Source organism: Pararhodobacter sp., assembly GCF_034676545.1.
In the GTDB taxonomy this organism is placed as follows: domain Bacteria; phylum Pseudomonadota; class Alphaproteobacteria; order Rhodobacterales; family Rhodobacteraceae; genus Pararhodobacter.
The window spans coordinates 2,218,155-2,236,975 of sequence record NZ_JAUCBZ010000015.1 but is presented as its reverse complement, the minus strand read 5'-3'; the positions used below and the strand labels follow the sequence as shown (position 1 = coordinate 2,236,975).

At 62.0% G+C, this 18,821-nt stretch carries 17 protein-coding genes and 1 pseudogene; 9 read left to right on the top strand and 9 right to left on the bottom strand.

What is annotated here, in order from left to right; all coding sequences use genetic code 11:
- The first annotated feature begins 74 nt into the window (after window positions 1-74).
- Window positions 75-815, top strand: coding sequence for a 4Fe-4S dicluster domain-containing protein (locus tag VDQ28_RS14545; RefSeq protein ID WP_323036618.1), 741 nt, complete (start codon window positions 75-77; stop codon window positions 813-815).
- Complete coding sequence (locus VDQ28_RS14540; RefSeq protein ID WP_323036617.1) at window positions 815-1,693, top strand: dimethyl sulfoxide reductase anchor subunit family protein; 879 nt, start codon at window positions 815-817, stop codon at window positions 1,691-1,693. The genes VDQ28_RS14545 and VDQ28_RS14540 overlap by 1 nt, the downstream gene beginning before the upstream one ends.
- Here VDQ28_RS14540 and VDQ28_RS14535 read toward each other — a convergent pair.
- The 9 genes and pseudogenes from VDQ28_RS14535 to VDQ28_RS14495 all read right to left on the bottom strand — a co-directional run bounded on the left by VDQ28_RS14535 (window position 1,690) and on the right by VDQ28_RS14495 (window position 12,235).
- A complete protein-coding gene (locus VDQ28_RS14535) occupies window positions 1,690-2,466 on the bottom strand; it encodes an enoyl-CoA hydratase-related protein (RefSeq protein WP_323038134.1) in 777 nt (258 codons plus the stop codon). The genes VDQ28_RS14540 and VDQ28_RS14535 overlap by 4 nt on opposite strands.
- 93 nt (window positions 2,467-2,559) lie before the next feature.
- On the bottom strand, window positions 2,560-3,000 hold the full coding sequence (locus tag VDQ28_RS14530) for a cytochrome c-type biogenesis protein (RefSeq protein WP_323036616.1): 441 nt from the start codon (window positions 2,998-3,000) through the stop codon (window positions 2,560-2,562).
- 4 nt (window positions 3,001-3,004) lie between these two features.
- Window positions 3,005-4,978: a heme lyase CcmF/NrfE family subunit gene (locus VDQ28_RS14525; RefSeq protein WP_323038133.1), complete on the bottom strand. Its 1,974-nt coding sequence runs from the start codon at window positions 4,976-4,978 to the stop codon at window positions 3,005-3,007.
- Between the two features lie 102 nt (window positions 4,979-5,080).
- Window positions 5,081-5,608, bottom strand: a complete 528-nt coding sequence (locus VDQ28_RS14520; RefSeq protein WP_323036615.1) for a holin family protein — start codon at window positions 5,606-5,608, stop codon at window positions 5,081-5,083.
- Window positions 5,599-6,210, bottom strand: coding sequence for a holin-associated N-acetylmuramidase (locus VDQ28_RS14515; protein ID WP_323036614.1), 612 nt, complete (start codon window positions 6,208-6,210; stop codon window positions 5,599-5,601). The genes VDQ28_RS14520 and VDQ28_RS14515 overlap by 10 nt, the downstream gene beginning before the upstream one ends.
- 53 nt (window positions 6,211-6,263) lie before the next feature.
- Window positions 6,264-6,758, bottom strand: coding sequence for a cytochrome c maturation protein CcmE (gene ccmE / locus VDQ28_RS14510; protein WP_323036613.1), 495 nt, complete (start codon window positions 6,756-6,758; stop codon window positions 6,264-6,266).
- Between the two features lie 22 nt (window positions 6,759-6,780).
- A complete protein-coding gene (gene argC / locus VDQ28_RS14505) occupies window positions 6,781-7,809 on the bottom strand; it encodes an N-acetyl-gamma-glutamyl-phosphate reductase (RefSeq protein ID WP_323036612.1) in 1,029 nt (342 codons plus the stop codon).
- Between the two features lie 96 nt (window positions 7,810-7,905).
- Window positions 7,906-8,718, bottom strand: a complete 813-nt coding sequence (locus VDQ28_RS14500; RefSeq protein WP_323036611.1) for a glutamate racemase — start codon at window positions 8,716-8,718, stop codon at window positions 7,906-7,908.
- 101 nt (window positions 8,719-8,819) lie between these two features.
- A pseudogene (locus tag VDQ28_RS14495) lies at window positions 8,820-12,235 on the bottom strand (indolepyruvate ferredoxin oxidoreductase family protein).
- Window positions 12,236-12,406: 171 nt separating this feature from the next.
- Between VDQ28_RS14495 and VDQ28_RS14490 the strand changes: the two are divergent.
- The 7 genes from VDQ28_RS14490 to VDQ28_RS14460 all read left to right on the top strand — a co-directional run bounded on the left by VDQ28_RS14490 (window position 12,407) and on the right by VDQ28_RS14460 (window position 18,817).
- Window positions 12,407-13,309: a LysR family transcriptional regulator gene (locus VDQ28_RS14490; RefSeq protein WP_323036610.1), complete on the top strand. Its 903-nt coding sequence runs from the start codon at window positions 12,407-12,409 to the stop codon at window positions 13,307-13,309.
- Window positions 13,310-13,598: 289 nt separating this feature from the next.
- Complete coding sequence (locus VDQ28_RS14485; protein WP_323036609.1) at window positions 13,599-14,249, top strand: class I SAM-dependent methyltransferase; 651 nt, start codon at window positions 13,599-13,601, stop codon at window positions 14,247-14,249.
- Between the two features lie 150 nt (window positions 14,250-14,399).
- Window positions 14,400-16,559, top strand: coding sequence for a phosphoribosylformylglycinamidine synthase subunit PurL (gene purL / locus VDQ28_RS14480; RefSeq protein ID WP_323036608.1), 2,160 nt, complete (start codon window positions 14,400-14,402; stop codon window positions 16,557-16,559).
- Window positions 16,560-16,676: 117 nt separating this feature from the next.
- The gene (locus tag VDQ28_RS14475) at window positions 16,677-17,129 is read left to right on the top strand and encodes a hypothetical protein (protein WP_323036607.1); all 453 of its coding nucleotides are present in this window, start codon (window positions 16,677-16,679) and stop codon (window positions 17,127-17,129) included.
- 67 nt (window positions 17,130-17,196) lie between these two features.
- The gene (locus VDQ28_RS14470) at window positions 17,197-17,439 is read left to right on the top strand and encodes a BolA/IbaG family iron-sulfur metabolism protein (protein ID WP_323036606.1); all 243 of its coding nucleotides are present in this window, start codon (window positions 17,197-17,199) and stop codon (window positions 17,437-17,439) included.
- 153 nt (window positions 17,440-17,592) lie between these two features.
- Complete coding sequence (gene grxD, locus VDQ28_RS14465) at window positions 17,593-17,955, top strand: Grx4 family monothiol glutaredoxin (protein WP_323036605.1); 363 nt, start codon at window positions 17,593-17,595, stop codon at window positions 17,953-17,955.
- A gap of 145 nt (window positions 17,956-18,100) precedes the next feature.
- Window positions 18,101-18,817 (top strand): hypothetical protein, encoded by a 717-nt coding sequence (locus VDQ28_RS14460; RefSeq protein WP_323036604.1) that lies wholly within the window; start codon window positions 18,101-18,103, stop codon window positions 18,815-18,817.
- Window positions 18,818-18,821: the final 4 nt, after the last annotated feature.

Below are 18,821 nucleotides of genomic sequence, written 5' to 3'. Positions count from 1 at the left end.
ATGCGATTTCATCTTGCCCCAAATACTCATGGCAACGCGTCCACCGGCACCGCGCCCGCAGGAAAGGCCCCCGCATGACCGCCCTTCCCGCCACCACCGAGCGCAAGCTGGGGTTGGTCATCGACCTTGACACCTGCGTCGGCTGTCATGCCTGCGTGGTCTCGTGCAAGGGCTGGAACACCGAGAATTATGGCGCGCCCTTGTCGGATATGGACGCCTATGGCGCGAATCCGGTGGGCACCTTCCTGAACCGGGTGCACAGCTACGAGGTTTCCGCGCCTGATGCCCCGCCAATGGTGGTGCATTTCCCAAAATCCTGCCTGCATTGCGAGGATGCGCCCTGCGTCACCGTCTGCCCCACCGGCGCCAGCTATAAACGCACCGAGGATGGGATCGTGCTGGTCAACGAACAGGATTGCATCGGTTGCGGGCTTTGCGCCTGGGCTTGCCCATACGGCGCGCGCGAGATGGACGCCTTGGCGGGGGTGATGAAGAAATGCACCCTCTGCGTGGACCGCATTTACAATGAAAACCTGCCCGAGATCGACCGCGAGCCGGCCTGCGTGCGCACCTGCCCGGCAGGCGCGCGGCATTTTGGCGATTTCTCGGATCCAGACAGTGCCGTGTCGCAGCTGGTCGCCGCGCGGGGTGGCATGGACCTGATGCCAGAACAAGGCACACGTCCGGTCAACAAATACCTGCCACCGCGCGCACGCGACGCCCTGCCCGTGGCCCCGGCCGCAACGCCGGACCCCTCGACCGACGGGCTTTCGGGCTTCCTCGGTTGGATTGACCGCACTTTGTCGAGGTTCTGATGCACCCTGCACCCTCTGTCATCGCTTTCACTGTCCTCTCTGGCCTTGGCTTGGGATTGTTGGCCTTTCTGGGGCTTGGCATGATCCAACCCACGGGCCTTGCCGCGTTCTTGTGGTTCGGTCTGGGCTATGCCTTGACGCTGATCGGCCTCGCCGCCTCGGCGTTTCATCTTGGCCGCCCAGAGCGCGCGCTCAAGGCGTTCTCGCAATGGCGCACCAGTTGGCTTTCGCGCGAGGCGGTGCTGGCGACGGCAGCCTTGCTGTTCATGGCCCCCCATGCGGCGGGGCTGGTGTTCTGGGGGCGGCCCTTGACCGGCTTTGGGGCCATCGGCGGCGTGTTGTGTCTGCAAACCGTGCTGGCAACCGCGATGATCTACACCCAGTTGCGCAGCGTGCCGCGCTGGAACCACTGGACGACACCCGCGGTCTTTCTGCTCGCGGCCCTGACCGGAGGGGCCTTATTGGCCGGAATGGCCTTTCTTGCGCTGATCCTGTTGCCTTGGCTGGCAGTTGCGCTGGCCTGCCATTGGGTGCTGGGCGACCGTCAATTCGCGGCCTCGGGGTCCGACCTTGGCACCGCAACCGGGTTGGGCGCGCGCGGCATGGTGCGTCAACTGGAGCCGCCGCATACCGGGCAGAACTATTTGCTGACGGAAATGGTCTATGTCGTGGCCCGCAAACACGCGCTGAAACTGCGCGTTCTGGCGCTGCTTTTGGCCTGTATCGTGCCCTCTGGCATCTTGTGGATCGCGCCGTTTACCGTGATCAGCACGGCTGCGGCAACGCTGGCGCACCTGATCGGCATGGCGACCGCCCGCTGGTTGTTCTTTGCCGAGGCCGAACATGTCGTCGGCCTCTATTATGGGCGACGCGCCTAGCGGCCCTCGAATTTGGCCGGGCGCTTTTCCAGAAACGCCATCACACCCTCGCGAAAATCGCGGGTCTTGCCCACCTCGCCCTGCAACTGGGCCTCAAGGTCAAGCTGCGCATCAAGGTCATTGGTCATGCTCTTGCGCAGCGCCTTCTTGATCGCGCCATAGGTCAGCGTCGGACCGTTGGCCAGATGCTCGGCCCGGCGGCGCCATTCCGCGGCGAATTGATCATCTGGCACGGACGCCCAGATCAAACCTTGCGCTGCGGCATCATCGGCGGTCAGCTTGTCGGCAAACAGCGATTGCCCCATGGCCCGCGCAAAGCCCACCAGACGCGGCAACCAATAGGTGCCACCGGCGTCGGGGATCAGGCCAATGCGCGCGAAAGCTTGCAGAAACACCGCCGATTGCGCGGCGATCACCACATCCGCCGCCAGCGCAAGGTTCGCCCCCGCGCCCGCTGCCGCGCCATTCACCGCCGCAATCACCGGGATCGGGCAGTCGTAAATCGCACGCAGCATGGGTTCGTATTCCTCGCGCAGCGTGCGCCCGAAATCGAGCTCATTGACCGAGGCCCCATCGCCCAGATCCTGCCCCGAGCAAAACGCCCGCCCCTCGCCGGTCAGTACCAGGACCCGCATGCGCGCGCCAAGGTCGCGCACCGCCGCCGTGATCTCGGCCCGCATCTGCACGTTCAGCGCATTCATCAAGGTCGGGCGGTTCATGACAATCAGGCCAATGCCGTTGTCTTCGGTCACGGTAAGCGTGGTGTAAATCATCGAGACGTCCTTTGATGCAGCGGCCAGAGCGAGGACCGGTTTGGCGACCACCTTAGTGCGCGGCACGCTTTCCCGCCTAGAGACAACCTTGCGTCACTCGTTCAAAATCCGCGCCAAACGGGCTTCTTCGTCGTCGGACAAGGGTTCGGTCGTTGGCCGTCTGCGCCGCAAGGTCAGCGCGGCAATCCCCAAGCCGCTCAACAACAGGATCGGCCCGGCAAGCCAAAGCACCAGATTCGACCCCGAGGTCGTCGGATTCAGCAAGATATACTCGCCAAACCGATCGACCATATACTGCATCGTTTCCTCGTTGGTATCGCCCGCGACGATCCGCTCGCGCACCATCAAACGGATGTCGCGCGCAATCTCGGCGTTGGAATCGTCCACGCTTTCGTTGCGACAGACCACGCAGCGCAGCACCGCGGTGATTTCGCGCGCGCGCGCTTCCTGCACCGGATCCGCCAGAATTTCATCGGGCTGAACCGCGAAGGCAGGAGACGCGAGGAACGCCAGCAGCAGGATCAGTTTGCGCATCATCTCACTCCGCCGGTGTGGCACTTGCGGGTGCTTTGCGCGCCCCCGCCGCGACCCTGAAGCGCCGATCCGTCAACGAGATCAAGCCCCCAAAAGCCATGATGAGGATCCCGCCCCAGAGCCAATTGGCAAAGGGTTTGATATAGGTCCGCAAGGCCCAGCCGCCGCCGTCCTGCGGATCGCCCAAGGCCAGATAGATGTCGCGGGTAAAGCCGTAATCAATCGCCGCCTCGGTGGTGGGCATTCCGGCGGCGGGATAGACGCGCTTTTCGGGCTCGAGTTGCGTCACCAGAACCCCGTCGCGCGTCACATCGACATACCCGGTGGACGAGACATAATTCGGCCCCTGCACGCGGCGCACATCGGTCAGCGTGAAGGTGTAGCCACCGTGCTCGAAGCTCTCACCGATTTGCGCCACGCGAATATCTTCGCTGGCCCAGCCCAGCATTGCCGACACCGCGAAAATCGTGATCCCCAGCCCGCTATGGGCCATCGCCTTGCCCCAGTCGGCGCGCGGCAACCGGATGATGCGACGCAACCGGCTGCCGACACCGCCCCGCACGCCGCGCATCCACAAATCCACCAATGTGCCAAGGATCAGCCAAAGCCCCAGCGACAGGCCCACCGGCGCCAACATCGACCCGCCGGTTTGCAGCACCCAGACCAAAGCCCCGACGGCAATCGCCAACAGCGCCGCGCCCCACAGGTTGCGGATGGATTTGCCGATGCTGCCGCGCTTCCACGGCAGGATCGCGCCAATCGGTAGAACCACGGCCAAGGCCACCATGAACGGCGTGAAAGCCGCATTGAAGAACGGTGCCCCGACCGACAACACCCGGCCAAACGCCAGTTCAGAGACCAAGGGCCACATGGTGCCGACAAACACCACGAAAGATGCCACCGCCAGCAACACATTGTTCAGCACCAGCGCGGATTCGCGACTGACCAGCGCAAACACGCCCTTGGCCTCCAGCGCCGCGCCGCGCATCGCGAACAGGGTCAGCGCCCCGCCGACAAACACCGCAAAGATGATCAGGATGAACACGCCGCGCTCGGGATCGCTGGCAAAAGCATGGACCGAGGTGATCAGCCCCGAGCGCACGATAAACGTGCCCATCAGCGAGAACCCAAAGCCCAGGATCGCCAGCAGGATTGTCCACGCCTTGAGCGATTCGCGCTTTTCCACGACAATCGCCGAGTGCAGCAGCGCCGTGGCAAAGAGCCAGGGCATGAAGCTGGCATTTTCAACCGGATCCCAGAACCAGAACCCGCCCCAGCCCAACTCGTAATAGGCCCACCAGGATCCCAGACCGATACCAATCGTCAGGAATATCCACGCGGCCAGGGTCCAGGGACGCACCCAGCGGCCCCAGGCGGCATCGACCTTGCCCTCGATCAGCGCGGCTACGGCAAAGCTGAATGCCATGCTCAGGCCGACATAGCCGAGGTACAAAAACGGCGGATGGAACGCGAGGCCGGGGTCTTGCAACAAGGGATTCAGATCACGGCCATCGAATGGCGGAAAGGCCGTGCGCAGAAACGGGTTCGACGTGAGAATCAGAAAGGCCAGAAACGCCACACCGATGGAGCCTTGCACGGCCAGGACGCGGGCCTGCAAGGTCGCGGGCAGATTGCCGCCAAACCACGCGGCACAGGCGCCGAAAAGCGCCACAATCAGCACCCAGAGCAGCAACGACCCCTCGTGATTCCCCCAAACGCCTGAAATCTTGTACATCAGCGGTTTGAGCGTGTGCGAGTTGTTCACCACCAGCGCGACCGAGAAATCCGAGGTCACAAAGGCATAGGTCAGCGCGCCGAACGACAGCGCGATGAGCGAAAATTGTATGCTGGCCAAGGGGTTGGCCGCGGCCATCCAGTCAGCCCAGCGCATATGCGCCCCGACAAGGGGCACAATGGTTTGCAAAATGGCCGCACAGAAGGCGAGGATGAGGGCGAAATGTCCGAGTTCTACGATCATGCCGTGGATATATCGCACTGCGCCCGCCGGGCAAAGCCAATACGCATCACACCGCTGCGACCGCTGCGCGCGGGGGCCTGATTGCCCCCACACAATAGTCGGTCAGCTCCGATCTATGTCGGTATCGACGTTCTGGCGACGCCATTCCGCCAGCGCCGGATTCTCAGGGGGGCGCGGCTCGGCCGGCGTCGCGTCCTCCGTCACCCGGCGCGGCGAGACGGGCCGATGCGCGCGCAGATGATGCGTCTCACGGGCGCCAAAATAAAACGCCACGACCGCCCCCAGAAGCCACCACAGAGGCTCTGGCACTTCCGCAAGCCCCCGCATCCGCACGGAAAACCCGGCCGGATCCGCCATCGAATAGATGAACAGACTAAGCGTCCCGATCGCCAGCATCGGGCGCGGCAAACGGTTCAAGCCATTGACGAACGCGTCAAAATAGCCGCCGCGTGCGTTGCGAAACTCCTCGGCGTGTTCGGCCTGCACCGCGGTAAAGGCGTCGTGGCCCAGTTGCAACTGCCGCGTCGCATTGGGGCGTACCGCGTCAATCACCTGGGTTCCGGCGCGGCCCAATTCGGCCAGACCACCCCGCAAGAACAACGCCCGGAAAAACTGTGCGATCAGCCCCATGATGCGGTCCTTTCCCGATGTGCGGCAGCGCTCAGATGATAGCGCGGCGAGATGAAGACCTCGGCCCGCAAAATCCAGCCGCCTTTGCCACCATCACGCCGTTTGGCATAGCGCCGACTTGCCGGGCGGCGGTCGCCCAACCCGTAATAATAATCGCGGCGCGCGATGCCATAGGCATCCGCGATATGATCTGGCGCGGCCAAGGCGGCGGACTGTGCGGCGCGCAGGGTCTGCGGACCAATCGCTCCATCGACGTCGATGTCATAGCCCATGTCGATCAACAGCCGTTGCAGGATGCGCACCGCATTGCCGCCCGCGTTGACATACATGTCGAACACCGAGGGCTGAAGCACCTCGGGCAGCGCCGCGATGCGCGGGCGGTGATAATAATGCTCGACGAAAATCTCGACGGCCTGCGCCCGGGTCATGGCGCGCACGTCGTCGATATCCACCGCGCCATCGCCCGTCAGGTCCAGCCCGAGGCGGCGCATGGTGTGAATGGTGACACCGAAATTCGTGGCGCCGCCGGGGTCGTTGGGGTCGTTGACAAAGCCCCCCTCGCGGTCGACGATTTCTTCGGCGAGGTCCATAACTGTACGCATTCTGCCCTCCAAACACGGAATTTGGGGGCAGAATGGCTCAGGCTTGGTTCAAGTCAGGTATCGCCACCGGACGTTGCGTAAGCGCCATGATAGGCACATTCGGGGTGCTCGGTTTCAGCGGTATTGCCGTCGAGCGAATTCGAGACTTCGCGCGGCATATAGGTCTCGTCGTGTTTGGCCAGAATTTCGCTGGCTTGAAACACACCGTCGACCAGACGCCCGGTCGCGACGGTCCCCTCGTTTTCGCCGAACAGATCCGGCAGGATCCCGCGATAGGTCACCTCTACCGAATGACAGAAATCGGTGACGCGAAAGGCGATCTCCTCGCCCTGTCCGCGCTGCAAGGAGCCCACCTCGACCATGCCGCCAAGGCGAAACACCTCGTTCGCGGTTGGCGGCTCGGCAAGCACCTGACTGGGCGACCGGAAGAAATTGATCCCGTCACGCATGGCGTAGCCGATCAGCCCCGTCGACAGCGCCAGCGCCACCGCCGCAACCACGATGATCTGCACACGGCGCTTCTTTTTCAGGCTTTTCAGTCCGGCCATTTTGCGTCTCCGTTTCTGGCGGCTATGGGAAAACAGGGGCCAGCATCAGCCCCTCGGTCTCGGGCAGGCCCAGCATCAGGTTGGCATTCTGGATCGCCTGCCCGCTGGAGCCCTTGTTGAGGTTGTCCAGCGTGGACACCACCAATGCGCGGCCCGGCTTGCGGTCGCCGACCACGCCGATGTGGCAGAAGTTCGAGCCCATCACATGCCCCATCCCCGGCGCTTCGCCGAAGGGCAGCACGACGATGAACGGCTCCTCGGCATAGCGCGCGGCCAGCGCCGCATGAATCGCCTTGGGGTCGCCCTTGACATTGCACGACGCCAGAATGCCCCGGTTGATCGGCACCAGATGCGGCGTGAAGATGATCTCTACCGGACGTCCCGCCAACAGGCTGAATTCCTGATCAAATTCGCCCAGATGCCGGTGCTTTCCGCCCTGGCTATAGCCCGAGACATCGGTAGAGCGCTCGGCAAACAGCATGTTTTCCTTGAGCGACCGCCCGGCCCCGGAAATCCCGTTTTTCAGGTCGCAGACTATGTCATCAAGGTCGATGAGCGCCGCCTCGATCAATGGGCGCAGCGCGAATTGCACCGTCGCCGCGTTGCACCCCGTCCCCGCCACCAAACGTGCGCCCTTGATCTGCTTACGATAGAACTCGGTCAGGCCGTACACGGCTTCGGGCTGCAATTCGACGGCGGCGTGGTCCAGCCCGTACCATTTTTTATAGGCCGCCGGATCGCGCAGCCGGAAGTCGGCGCCCAGATCGACGACCTTGACCGAGCGCGGCAGATCCTTGACCAGCGCTTGGCTCAGGCCATGCGGCAGCGCGCAAAACACCAACTCGATTTGCGAGAAGTCGATTTCGTCAATCGTGGTCAGTGTCGGCAAATCAAGGTGGCGCAGATGCGGAAACACCGCGCCCATCGCCTGCCCCGCCTTGCGGTCGGCCGACAGCGCAGCAACCCGCAGACGTGGGTGTGTGGCAATGATCCGCACGAGTTCGGCACCGGTATAGCCGCTGGCACCAAGGATTGCGACGTTATGAGTCATGAGGGGTCTCCCTTGGGGAATGACATAAGAAGTCTGGTCTCGCCCGACAACGGGCGTTTTTGCCGCAGCGTACTGCGTCTCGCATGTGGCTCGGAGTCACGCCGCCGCGAACGGAATGCGTCGGCGCATGAACAGAGTGGCTTTGTGCCCCACCGCGACGGGATCGCCTGTCGTCAGATAGGCGCTGGTGTTCCCGCTCCCCAGCATTTCCGGATGCCGCATGAGGTAATCCGCGAGGCTGGCCGCCACGAGTTCGGGCTGCGAGAACACCTCGACCTTGGGGCCAAGCGCCGCGCGGAAGGCCTCTTCCATCAGCGGATAATGCGTGCATCCCAGAACCGCCGCCTCGGGGTTTGGCATCCGCCGATGCAGGGCTTCGACATGGCTGTGCACCAGCGCTTCGGCAAGGATCAGATCACCTTGCTCAATGGCATCGACCACACCGCCACAAGGCTGCGCCTCGACATCGACGCCAATGGCCCGAAACGCCAATTCACGCTGGAAGGCGCGACTGGCCACCGTTGCCGGGGTGGCGAACAGCGCGACGTGTTTGACCGCGACCTCGCGCGGCGGGCTGTTGTCGCCCCATTGCCGCTCGGTGAGTGCCTCGATGAGTGGGACAAACACGCCAAGCACGCGCTTTCCCTCGGGGATCCAGCCATCCTGCATCCGTCTGAGTGCCGCGGCCGAGGCCGTGTTGCAGGCCAGGATGACCAGATCGCAGCCCTCATCGAACAGGCGCTGAACCCCGGCACAGGTCAGGTTATATATGTCATCGGCATCACGAACACCGTAGGGTGTGTTGGCGTTGTCGCCAAAGTAGACAAACGGGACGTCGGGCAGTTTGCGCGTCAGCGCCTCGAGCACCGTCAGCCCACCAAGCCCGGAATCAAAAACGCCAACCGCCATGTTGTGCCTCTATCGCCTGTCCGCAACCTGTTGTGCGTGCGTCCCGTCATACGGTGCGCCGCACAAGAAATCCATGACCTGTTTCGCGGCCGCGGCGCGGGTTATTGCGCCGCCACCCGCGTCGGAACCCCGCCCGCCTCGATCGCGGCCAGGATCTCGGTTCTGCGTTTGGCCGCTTTGGTGGCGTTGGCGTGCTTGACCGGACCAAAACCGCGAATCGACAAGGGAAGCAACGCCAGTTCCTGAATCAAGTCCTGGGTTTGCGGCGTCAGTTTTGGCATGACCGCCTTGAGATCGGCCTCATATTGCTGGATCAAGGCACGCTCCATCTTGCGCTCGGCGCTATACCCGAAGGGGTCAAACGGCGTGCCGCGCAGCCCTTTCATCCGGGCCAGCATTGCAAAGCCGGTCAGCATCCAGGGGCCAAATTTGCGCTTTTGGGGGCGCCCATCCGATCCGGTGCGGGCAATGAGTGGTGGCGCGAGATGGAAATGGACGCCGAGATCACCGTCAAAAGCCTCTTTGGCCTTTTCGACGGTTTGCAAATGCAGCCGTGCCACTTCATATTCGTCCTTGTAGGACAACAGCTTGTGATATCCGCGCGCCACAGACTCGCGCAGCGCTTTATCCGGAATGCCGTCCACCAAAGCCCGGAAACGGCGGGCCAGACGAGCGCCTTGATAGGCCTGCAAATGCGTCTCGCGATAGGCAATCGGATCGACCGGCAGCGTGCTGACCGTGGCGGGCATCAAGAGCGCCGCAGCTTCGGCCGGATGAAGCACGGCCCAGCGCCCGATCTCGAAGGCGCGCAGATTGCCCTCGACCGCAGCTTTGTTGAGCCGGATCGCCCCGCGCAGCGCGTCGCCGGAAACCGGGATCAGACCCATCTGCCACGCGCCGCCCAGCACCATCATGTTGGAGAAAATCGAATCCCCCAACAAAACCCGCGCCAGTTCAGAGGCGTCCAGAATGCTCAACCGATCCCGCAAACGCGCCTCAAGAGCGACGGTCAGCTCGTTGAAAGGCAAGCGGAATTCGGTGTTGCGGGTAAATTCCCCGGTGATCGTTTCGTGGCTGTTGACCACGGCGCCGGTTTGCCCCGTCCGCATCAGGCCAATGGTCTTGGCCCCGGCGGTGACGACCAGATCGCCGCCAATGACTGCATGCGCTTCGCCCACGGCCACGCGCACGGCGCTGATATCTTCGGGTTTGTTGGCGATGCGGCAATGAATATGCACCGCACCCCCTTTTTGGGCGAGGCCCGCCATTTCCATCATGCCAGCGCCTTTGCCGTCGATTTGCGCGGCCTGCGCCAAGACGGCTCCAACGGTGACAACGCCCGTGCCACCAACCCCGGTGATCACGATGTTATGCGTGCCGTTGATCACCGGCAGGGTCGGCTCGGGAAGGTCGGGCAGGTCCAGCGCGCGGGTTGCGGCCTTTTTGGGTTTCGCCCCGGTCACGGTGACAAACGACGGGCAGAACCCCTTGAGACAGCTGAAATCCTTGTTGCAGGACGATTGATCAATCGCCCGCTTGCGGCCCAATTCGGTTTCCACCGGCACGATCGACACGCAGTTCGACTGCACGCCGCAATCGCCACAGCCCTCGCAGACATCGGTGTTGATGAACACGCGCTGATCCGGGTTCGGGAATTGCCCCCGCTTGCGACGGCGGCGCTTTTCGGCGGCGCAGGTCTGCACATACAGGATCGCCGAGACGCCCTTGATCTTGGCGAAGCGGTCTTGCACCGACATCAGATCCGCGCGCTCGAATTTCTCGATCCCTGTGGGCATCCGGGCGAAATCCACGTCTTCCTTGTCATCATAGACCAGCGCGATATTCTTGACCCCCATCGCGTGGATTTCGCGCGCGATCTGGTCAGCGGTCAAACCACCCTCGTTGGCCTGCCCGCCGGTCATCGCCACGGCATCGTTGAACAGGATCTTGTAGGTGATCGTGGTTCCTGCCGCCAAAGCCGCGCGGATCGCTTGCGCGCCCGAGTGGTTATAGGTGCCGTCGCCCAGGTTCTGAAACACATGCGCGCGCTTTGAAAACAAGGATTTGCCGATCCAATTGGCCCCTTCGCCACCCATCTGCGTGAAGCCATCGGTCGCGCGGTCCATCCACTGCACCATATAGTGACAGCCGATCCCGGCATAGGCGCGGCTGCCGTCCGGCACTTTGGTCGAGGTGTTATGCGGGCAGCCCGAACAGAAGAATGGCAGGCGCGCGGCGATTTCGCGGGCGTTGTCACCCCGGCGCGCTTCGTCCAGTCGCGCAAGCCCGGCGCGCAGCGAGTCCGTGTCGTTGCCCTCTTCGATGAAGATTTTGCCCAGCTTCTCGGCGATCATCACCGGGTCGAGCGCATAGCGCGTCGGGAACAGCTCGACCTGACGGCCGTTTTTCCAGGTGTCGCCCTTGTGCCAACCGTAAACGCGGCGGCCTCGGCGATCATCAAAGATCGCCTCTTTGACCTGCACCTCGATCAGTTTGCGCTTTTCCTCAACGACAATGACCAGATCCAACCCTTCGGCCCATTCATGGAAGCTCTCCATATCCAGCGGCCAGGTCTGCCCGACCTTGTAGGTGGTGATGCCCAGACGCTCGGCCTCGGCCTCGTCTATGCCCAGCAGCCCCAGAGCATGCACCAGATCCAGCCAGTTCTTGCCCGCCGCAACCAGCCCGATCTTGGCCCCTGCCTGTCCCCACATCCGCTTGTCCATGCGGTTGGCACGCGAAAACGCCTCGGCAGCGAAGCGTTTGAAGTCGATCATCCGGGCTTCCTGCGCAACCGGGCTGTCACCGAGCCGAATGTTCAGACCGCCCTCGGGCATTTTGAACTCTGGTGTGACAAACTGCAGGCGATGCGGGTTGCCATCGACGACGGCCGTGGCCTCGACCGTGTCCTTCATCGTTTTCAGCCCCACCCAGAGCCCCGAAAACCGGCTGAGCGCATAGGCGTAATGACCATAATCAAGGATTTCCTGCACGCCCCCGGCGACACGACCGGCATATAGGCGTCGATCATCGCCCAATCGGACTGGTGCAACACGGTGGAGGATTCGCCCGTGTGATCATCGCCCATCGCCATGATGACGCCGCCATGCACGCTGGAGCCCGCCATATTGGCGTGTCGCATCACGTCGCCGGTGCGGTCAACGCCGGGCCCTTTGCCGTACCACAGCGCAAAAACCCCGTCATAGGCGCCGTCACCACGCAGTTCCGCCTGTTGCGAACCCCAGATCGCGGTCGCGGCAAGATCTTCGTTCAGACCCGGTTGAAACTTTACATGGGCCGCGTCCAGAAACGGTTTCGAGCGCTGCATTTGCAGGTCGACCGCGCCCAGCGGAGAGCCGCGATACCCGGTGACGTAACCCGCCGTATTCAACCCATTCGCCCGGTCCCGCGCAGATTGTTGCAGCATCAGCCGCACCAATGCCTGCGTACCGTTGAGCAGGATCGGCGTTTTCTCCAGATCGAACCGATCGTTCAGGGAAATGGACTGGTTGGTCATCGGACTCTCCTGCTGGCATGGCGCGGAACGGGGTTTTGAACGCCATATAGGTCACAAACACTGCCCTATAAGCGGCGTTGACGCAATCTTTTCTTTTCTGACGTCCACTTCTGCCTTATGAGCAGAGGCGACGAGACCTCATCAGGCTACAGGGTAACAGATAAATCCGCTATGGATTGGGACAAGCTTAGAATTTTTCACGCTGTCGCCGACGCGGGCAGCCTGACCCATGCTGGCGACGTGCTCAGCCTGAGCCAATCTGCTGTCAGCCGTCAAATTCGCGGGTTGGAGGAAAGCCTCGGAACCACTTTGTTCCACCGTCATGCGCGCGGTCTGATCCTGACCGAGCAAGGCGAGTTGTTGTTTGACGCGACACGCACGATGTCCAAGCAACTCGAAACCGCTGCCGCCCGCATTCGCGACAGTGAAGAAGAAGTCTATGGCGAGCTGCGGGTCACCACGACAACCGGGTTCGGAACGCTCTGGCTGGCCCCGCGCTTGCCCGCCCTGTATGAACGTTATCCAGATCTGAAAATTGATCTGATGCTTGAAGAGCGCGTTTTGGACCTTCCGATGCGAGAGGCCGACCTGGCCATCCGCATGAAGGAACCCAGCCAGGCCGATCTGATCCGCAAACGCCTGATGAGCGTGCGGATGCGGCTCTATGCGTCGCCCGCATATCTGGAGCAAAACGGCACCCCGCTTACGTTGCCCGATATGGCCAGATTTCGACTGGTCAGCCAGAATGCCAACGCGCCGCAGGTGTCGGCGGGTGCCGCGCTGGTTCGCGAACTCAACACCTACGCGATCAGTTCGACCTTCACGGTCAACAATTATTTCGGCGTCCTCCAAGGCGTTCTGAACAATCTTGGCATCGGGTTGCTGCCGGATTACCTGACCGAGGATTTTCCAAGCCTCGTCCGGGTTCTGCCAGATGTCGAAAGCGCAGAGGTCCCCGTTTTCCTCGCCTATCCGGAAGAACTTCGCCATTCCAAGCGGATCACGGCCTTCCGGGATTTCGTTCTTGAGGGAATCATCGCCTATCGTCGCAACCGAAGCGCGACCAATACCTGACGGGACATTCCGCGCGCCCGGTTTCAGCAGTGAGGCATGCATGCAACGCATTGCGGTTATGATGCACATGCAGCGAAGAAAATCTTGATCCAAAGCCACGAATGGACTATCTCTGAACGCAAGATACACAGCTTTTGCTTGTATCTTTACCTCCCTGTTGGACTTCGGCCGAGCAACTGCTCGGCCTTTTTTTTGGCATTTCCGCATGAAAGCGGATGCGCGCGATTTACGCCAACCTGCAGCGCCCATATAACTGTATCAAATTTCCAAGCTCAACTCAGAGGGTTCCATGGCTGACGAGGCAACGATCAACGCATTGCGCGAGGCGACCATGGCAAAACTCGTCGCGTTTCGGGAAGCGTTAAAGGCCTATAAACGGGCGGCAAAACAACCGCCTATGTTCCTGCACGAAAAAAAACCCGTTAAAATGCGCGATGACGCGCTGGAAAACTGCCGTGTGTTTTCTGACCGTTTCCAGATGATGCGGGCCATGGCAACGGGTGACGTGGGGGCCGAAGTCGGCGTTCAGCGTGGTGATTTCTCGCGGTTCCTTCTCGATGAATTTTCGCTCAAGACACTGCATTTGCTGGATATGTCGATCCCGCAGATTCGCCCCGACGTCCGATCCGACCCCCGTGTCAGCCTGCACGGCGGCGATTCCTCGACGAACTTGAAGAAAATCGCGCCAGGTTCGCTGGATTGGGCCTATATCGACGGCGACCATTCATACATTGGCGCGATGAAGGATAGCCGCGCCGCCAAGGTTGCGGTCAAACCGGGCGGCGTCTTGTTCTTCAACGATTACACCATGTGGTCCCCCGGCGAGGCAATTCCGTATGGTGTGGTCGCCGTGGTCAACGAAATGGTCAACGAAGGCCATGACATGATCGCAATCGCGCTGTCGCCAACCGGCTATTTCGACGTCGCACTCCGGCGTTGAGGCCGCGCGTCGCGTCGACACCGCCGTGGAAAAATATCCGGCGCCGACGTTGGCTGGGGGGAAATCCCCGTCATCTTGCCATGTCCCCTTTTCCTTGGGGTCGGGTTGCCTTATGACGCTGCCAACGTTCCAGCGTCCGGGAAAGCCGTCATGACCGAACCCACCGTCACCCCCGAACTGATCGCCGCGCATGGGCTCAAGCCCGATGAATACGCGCGCATCCTCGAGATCATCGGCCGTGCGCCCAATTTCACCGAGTTGGGCATTTTTTCCGCCATGTGGAATGAGCATTGCTCGTACAAGTCGTCCAAGAAATGGCTGCGCACCCTGCCGACCACCGGCCCGCAGGTGATCTGCGGCCCCGGTGAAAATGCCGGCGTGGTGGATATTGGCGATGGTCAGGCCTTGATCTTCAAGATGGAGAGCCACAACCACCCCAGTTATATCGAGCCGCATCAAGGCGCTGCGACCGGCGTGGGCGGCATTCTGCGCGACGTGTTCACGATGGGCGCCCGCCCGATTGCCGCGATGAACGCCCTGAGCTTTGGTGAACCCGGCCACCCCAAGACCCCACATCTGGTCAAGGGCGTGGTCGAGGGGATCGGCAGCTATGGCAACTGTTTCGGCGTGCCCAATGTCGGTGGCGAGGTGCGGTTCCATGCGGCCTATAACGGCAACTGTCTGGTCAACGCCTTCGCGGCGGGCCTCGCGGATGCGGACAAGATTTTCTACTCGACAGCGTCAGGGATCGGCATGCCGGTTGTTTATCTCGGCGCGAAAACCGGGCGTGACGGGGTTGGCGGCGCGACGATGGCCTCGGCCGAGTTCGATGACACCATCGAGGAAAAGCGCCCCACCGTGCAGGTTGGTGACCCGTTCACCGAAAAGCGCCTGATGGAGGCCACGCTGGAATTGATGCAGACCGGCGCGGTGATTTCCATTCAGGACATGGGCGCGGCGGGCCTGACCTGCTCGGCGGTCGAAATGGGCGACAAGGGGGGTCTGGGCATCAAGCTGCAACTGAACGACGTGCCGCAGCGCGAAACCAACATGACCGCCTATGAGATGATGCTGTCGGAATCGCAAGAGCGCATGTTGATGGTCTTGCACCCGGAAAAAGAGGCCGAGGCCCGCGCCGTGTTCGAGAAATGGGACCTCGATTTTGCGATTGTTGGCGAAACCATCGCCGAAGACCGGTTCCTGATTCTGCATGGCAATGAGGTCAAAGCCGACCTGCCACTGTCAAAACTATCCTCGGAAGCACCAGAATACGACCGCCCGTGGGTGCCGACACCCGCCGCCGAGGCAATGGGCGACGTGCCCCACATTGACCCGATTGACGGGCTGAAAGGCCTGATCTCCAGCCCCAATTACGCGCACAAGGCCTGGGTCTGGGAGCAATACGATCATATGGTCATGGCGGACACGGTGCGCGCGCCGGGTCTGGGCGCGGGCATTGTGCGGGTGCACGGCACGCCCAAAGCCATTGCCTTTACCAGCGACGTGACGCCGCGCTATGTCAAGGCGAACCCCGTCGAGGGCGGCAAACAAGCCGTTGCCGAAGCCTATCGCAACCTGACCGCCGTAGGCGCAACGCCTTTGGCAACCACCGACAACCTGAATTTCGGCAACCCTGAAAAGCCTGAAATCATGGGCCAATTGGTCGGCGCGATTCAAGGCATCGGCGAGGCCTGCGCCGCGCTGGACATGCCCATCGTGTCGGGCAACGTGAGCCTGTACAATGAGACCGACGGCGTCGGCATTCTGCCAACCCCGACCATCGGCGCAGTGGGTCTGCTCCAGTCGCTTGATGAGATGATTGCCGGGCAACCCGCCGAGGGCGACTATGCGCTCTTGATCGGCAAAACTCAGGGTCATTTGGGCCAATCCGCCCTGCTCGCCGAAGTCTTCAACCGGGCGGATGGCGACGCCCCCGTTGTTGACCTTGTCGAAGAGCGGCGCAACGGCGAGTTTCTGCGCGCCAATCGACACCTGATCAACGCCGCAACGGATCTATCGGATGGCGGCCTGGCCTTGGCGGCGTTTGAAATGGCCGAAGCGGCGGGCCTTGGCCTGACCCTCGAGTCCGATGACACCCCGACCCTGTTCGGCGAGGATCAGGCGCGCTATCTCGTGGCCAGTGGTTTCGACGCCGCCGAAGCCCTGATGGTCGCAGCCTCTGGTGCCGGGGTCCTAATTCAGAGCGTCGGGCGATTTGGCGGGAACACCGTGTCGATGGGGGCGAGCAGCGCGGCACTGTCCGACTTGTCGGCGCTCTATCGGACGTCCTTTGCCGCAGCGATTGAGTGATTTTTACGGTCGTCTGAGGGTACAGCGGCCGTATAAATCAAGCCCGGACGCATAGACGACATGGTTCAGATCCCTTCTTTTGTGGCGAATTGTTCCGACTGCGTGGCGCTGTGTTGCATGGCGCTCGCGTTTGATGCGGGCGAGGACTTCGCGGCAGACAAGCCCGCTTGCGCCGCCTGCCCCAAGCTGGATGGGGCATTTTCGTGCACCATCCATGAAACATTGGATGCCGCGGGCTATTCGGGCTGCCGCAAGTTTTCCTGCCTCGGCGCCGGGCAACGCGTGACGCACGACGTGTTTGCCGGGCAGAACTGGCGCGATCAACCGGCTTTGATGGTGCCAATGGCCGAGGCCTTGGCGGCTCTGCGACGAATTCATCAGGACCTTGAATTGCTGGTCACCGCGCGCACCTTGCCGCTGCCCGCCGCCGCCGCCGCCCAATGCGAGGCGCTGATCGAAGAACACGCGCCCGACACCGGCTGGACACGCGACTCGCTGGCCGCCATCGACGCATCAGACCTGAAAAGCCGCACCGCGGGCTTTATCCGCAGCCTGCGCGCTTATGTCTAACGCACCAACACTTGCACGCAGCCCCCACGAGATTTACATCTGTCTGAACGCATAACGGAGACGGCGCATGGCTATCACACTTCTGGACCTCGAAACGCTGTTGCGGACCTCCTTTCCGAACGGAAAGGTGACGGTCACCGATCTGGCGGGTGACGGCAACCATTATGCCGCCGAAATCATTGACGAAAGCTTTCGCGGCAAGAACCGTGTGCAGCAACAGCGTGACGTGTATGCGGCGCTAAAAGGCAAGATGGACGGCGCAAATGGCGAGCTGCACGCGCTGGCGCTGACGACAAAAGCACCAGACTGAGCACGGGCCGACGATTTTCTTGGATTTCGAGACTTGGCGCAACGCAAGGCGCGACTATTTGGACAAAGAAGAAACGCGTGATTGGGGCGCCCCTTGATCGCAGGATTTCCAGAGTTGCGCGGACCCGCACTCTGAGAGCAAAGGACAAAACGGATGACTGACGCAAAAGACACCATTGAAACGACCGTGAAATCCAACGATGTCGTGCTGTTCATGAAGGGCACCAAAACCACGCCTCAATGCGGGTTTTCCAGCCGCGTGGCCGGGGTGCTGAATTTCATGGGCGTGGAATACGCCGACGTGAACGTGCTAGCCGACGAAGGCGTGCGTCAGGGAATCAAGGAATATTCGGATTGGCCCACGATCCCGCAGCTTTATGTCAAAGGCGAATTTGTCGGCGGCTGCGACATCATCACCGAGATGACGCTGTCGGGCGAATTGGACCAGTTGTTCGAGGCAAAAGGCGTGGCCTATGACAAGGACGCCGCCGAGAAAATCCGCGAAGCCAACGCCTGATCTGAACATCTGGCGGCGCGCGCGCGAGCCGCGCCGACCGCAGAACAAGACCGACGCAGGCCCCCTGCGTCGGTTTTTTTTGGATGTCTCGCCAATCTCGGTGTAGTGTTGGGGCACATACTCTTGTCCCGATGCGGATATCCTCATGGATTTGCCCCTCGCCAATGCACTGGGCCTCGCGATTTTCATCGCGCTTGCCGGGATACTCGGCGGTACCGCCTTTGTCATGGTCCGACGGGATCGTCGCGCCAAAGCCATGCTGCGCCGCTTTGCCCTGGAACGCGGGCTGGAATACACGGAAACCGGGCGGCACGGCAGCCAGGCGGCACGGTCCATGCTGCGCGATGACGACTCGGGGCTGCAAATCGTCATCACCCAACCGCTGACGCGCAAGTCTGGCAGCAGCACAGTGACCAAGGGCGGCTCAACGCAGTTGAGCCTGCCCGATCCACGGCTCGACGGGGGGCTGGCGATCTATTCCACGCGCGCGGCCTCGGGCGTTGCCGCGGCGGCGTCCGGGCTGCTGGGCATGTTCGACAACGCGCTGTCGCGCCGGGTGTTGTCGCATCTGATTGGGGATGAGATCGGAGCGCATCTGGGCGCGTTGCAGGCCTTTGAGCCGCAGGACGGCAGCATGGTGACGATCATGGCCAGCGTGGACCCGACCCGACATTTCGACACCGCCGCGATTGCCGAGGCGATTCACACCCTGCCAAAACCGCGCCACCGGTCTGGAATGGCGCCGATGATCCTGATTGGCAACCAAGGCACAAAGATCAGGCTGGGCGAGCCCGAGATGGACCCCGGCCGACTGGCCACCCTCATCGACACCGCACGCACCTTGCAATCACAGCTTCGCTGAACGG

What these genes read in the sequence shown, in the direction of transcription:
- VDQ28_RS14545 (WP_323036618.1), top strand. Translation starts at nt 75, where the DNA reads ATGACCGCCCTTCCCGCCACCACCGAGCGCAAGCTGGGGTTGGTCATC.
- VDQ28_RS14540 (WP_323036617.1), top strand. Translation starts at nt 815, where the DNA reads ATGCACCCTGCACCCTCTGTCATCGCTTTCACTGTCCTCTCTGGCCTT.
- VDQ28_RS14535 (WP_323038134.1), bottom strand. Translation starts at nt 2,466, where the DNA reads ATGATTTACACCACGCTTACCGTGACCGAAGACAACGGCATTGGCCTG.
- VDQ28_RS14530 (WP_323036616.1), bottom strand. Translation starts at nt 3,000, where the DNA reads ATGCGCAAACTGATCCTGCTGCTGGCGTTCCTCGCGTCTCCTGCCTTC.
- VDQ28_RS14525 (WP_323038133.1), bottom strand. Translation starts at nt 4,978, where the DNA reads ATGATCGTAGAACTCGGACATTTCGCCCTCATCCTCGCCTTCTGTGCG.
- VDQ28_RS14520 (WP_323036615.1), bottom strand. Translation starts at nt 5,608, where the DNA reads ATGGGGCTGATCGCACAGTTTTTCCGGGCGTTGTTCTTGCGGGGTGGT.
- VDQ28_RS14515 (WP_323036614.1), bottom strand. Translation starts at nt 6,210, where the DNA reads ATGCGTACAGTTATGGACCTCGCCGAAGAAATCGTCGACCGCGAGGGG.
- ccmE (WP_323036613.1), bottom strand. Translation starts at nt 6,758, where the DNA reads ATGGCCGGACTGAAAAGCCTGAAAAAGAAGCGCCGTGTGCAGATCATC.
- argC (WP_323036612.1), bottom strand. Translation starts at nt 7,809, where the DNA reads ATGACTCATAACGTCGCAATCCTTGGTGCCAGCGGCTATACCGGTGCC.
- VDQ28_RS14500 (WP_323036611.1), bottom strand. Translation starts at nt 8,718, where the DNA reads ATGGCGGTTGGCGTTTTTGATTCCGGGCTTGGTGGGCTGACGGTGCTC.
- VDQ28_RS14490 (WP_323036610.1), top strand. Translation starts at nt 12,407, where the DNA reads ATGGATTGGGACAAGCTTAGAATTTTTCACGCTGTCGCCGACGCGGGC.
- VDQ28_RS14485 (WP_323036609.1), top strand. Translation starts at nt 13,599, where the DNA reads ATGGCTGACGAGGCAACGATCAACGCATTGCGCGAGGCGACCATGGCA.
- purL (WP_323036608.1), top strand. Translation starts at nt 14,400, where the DNA reads ATGACCGAACCCACCGTCACCCCCGAACTGATCGCCGCGCATGGGCTC.
- VDQ28_RS14475 (WP_323036607.1), top strand. Translation starts at nt 16,677, where the DNA reads ATGGCGCTCGCGTTTGATGCGGGCGAGGACTTCGCGGCAGACAAGCCC.
- VDQ28_RS14470 (WP_323036606.1), top strand. Translation starts at nt 17,197, where the DNA reads ATGGCTATCACACTTCTGGACCTCGAAACGCTGTTGCGGACCTCCTTT.
- grxD (WP_323036605.1), top strand. Translation starts at nt 17,593, where the DNA reads ATGACTGACGCAAAAGACACCATTGAAACGACCGTGAAATCCAACGAT.
- VDQ28_RS14460 (WP_323036604.1), top strand. Translation starts at nt 18,101, where the DNA reads ATGGATTTGCCCCTCGCCAATGCACTGGGCCTCGCGATTTTCATCGCG.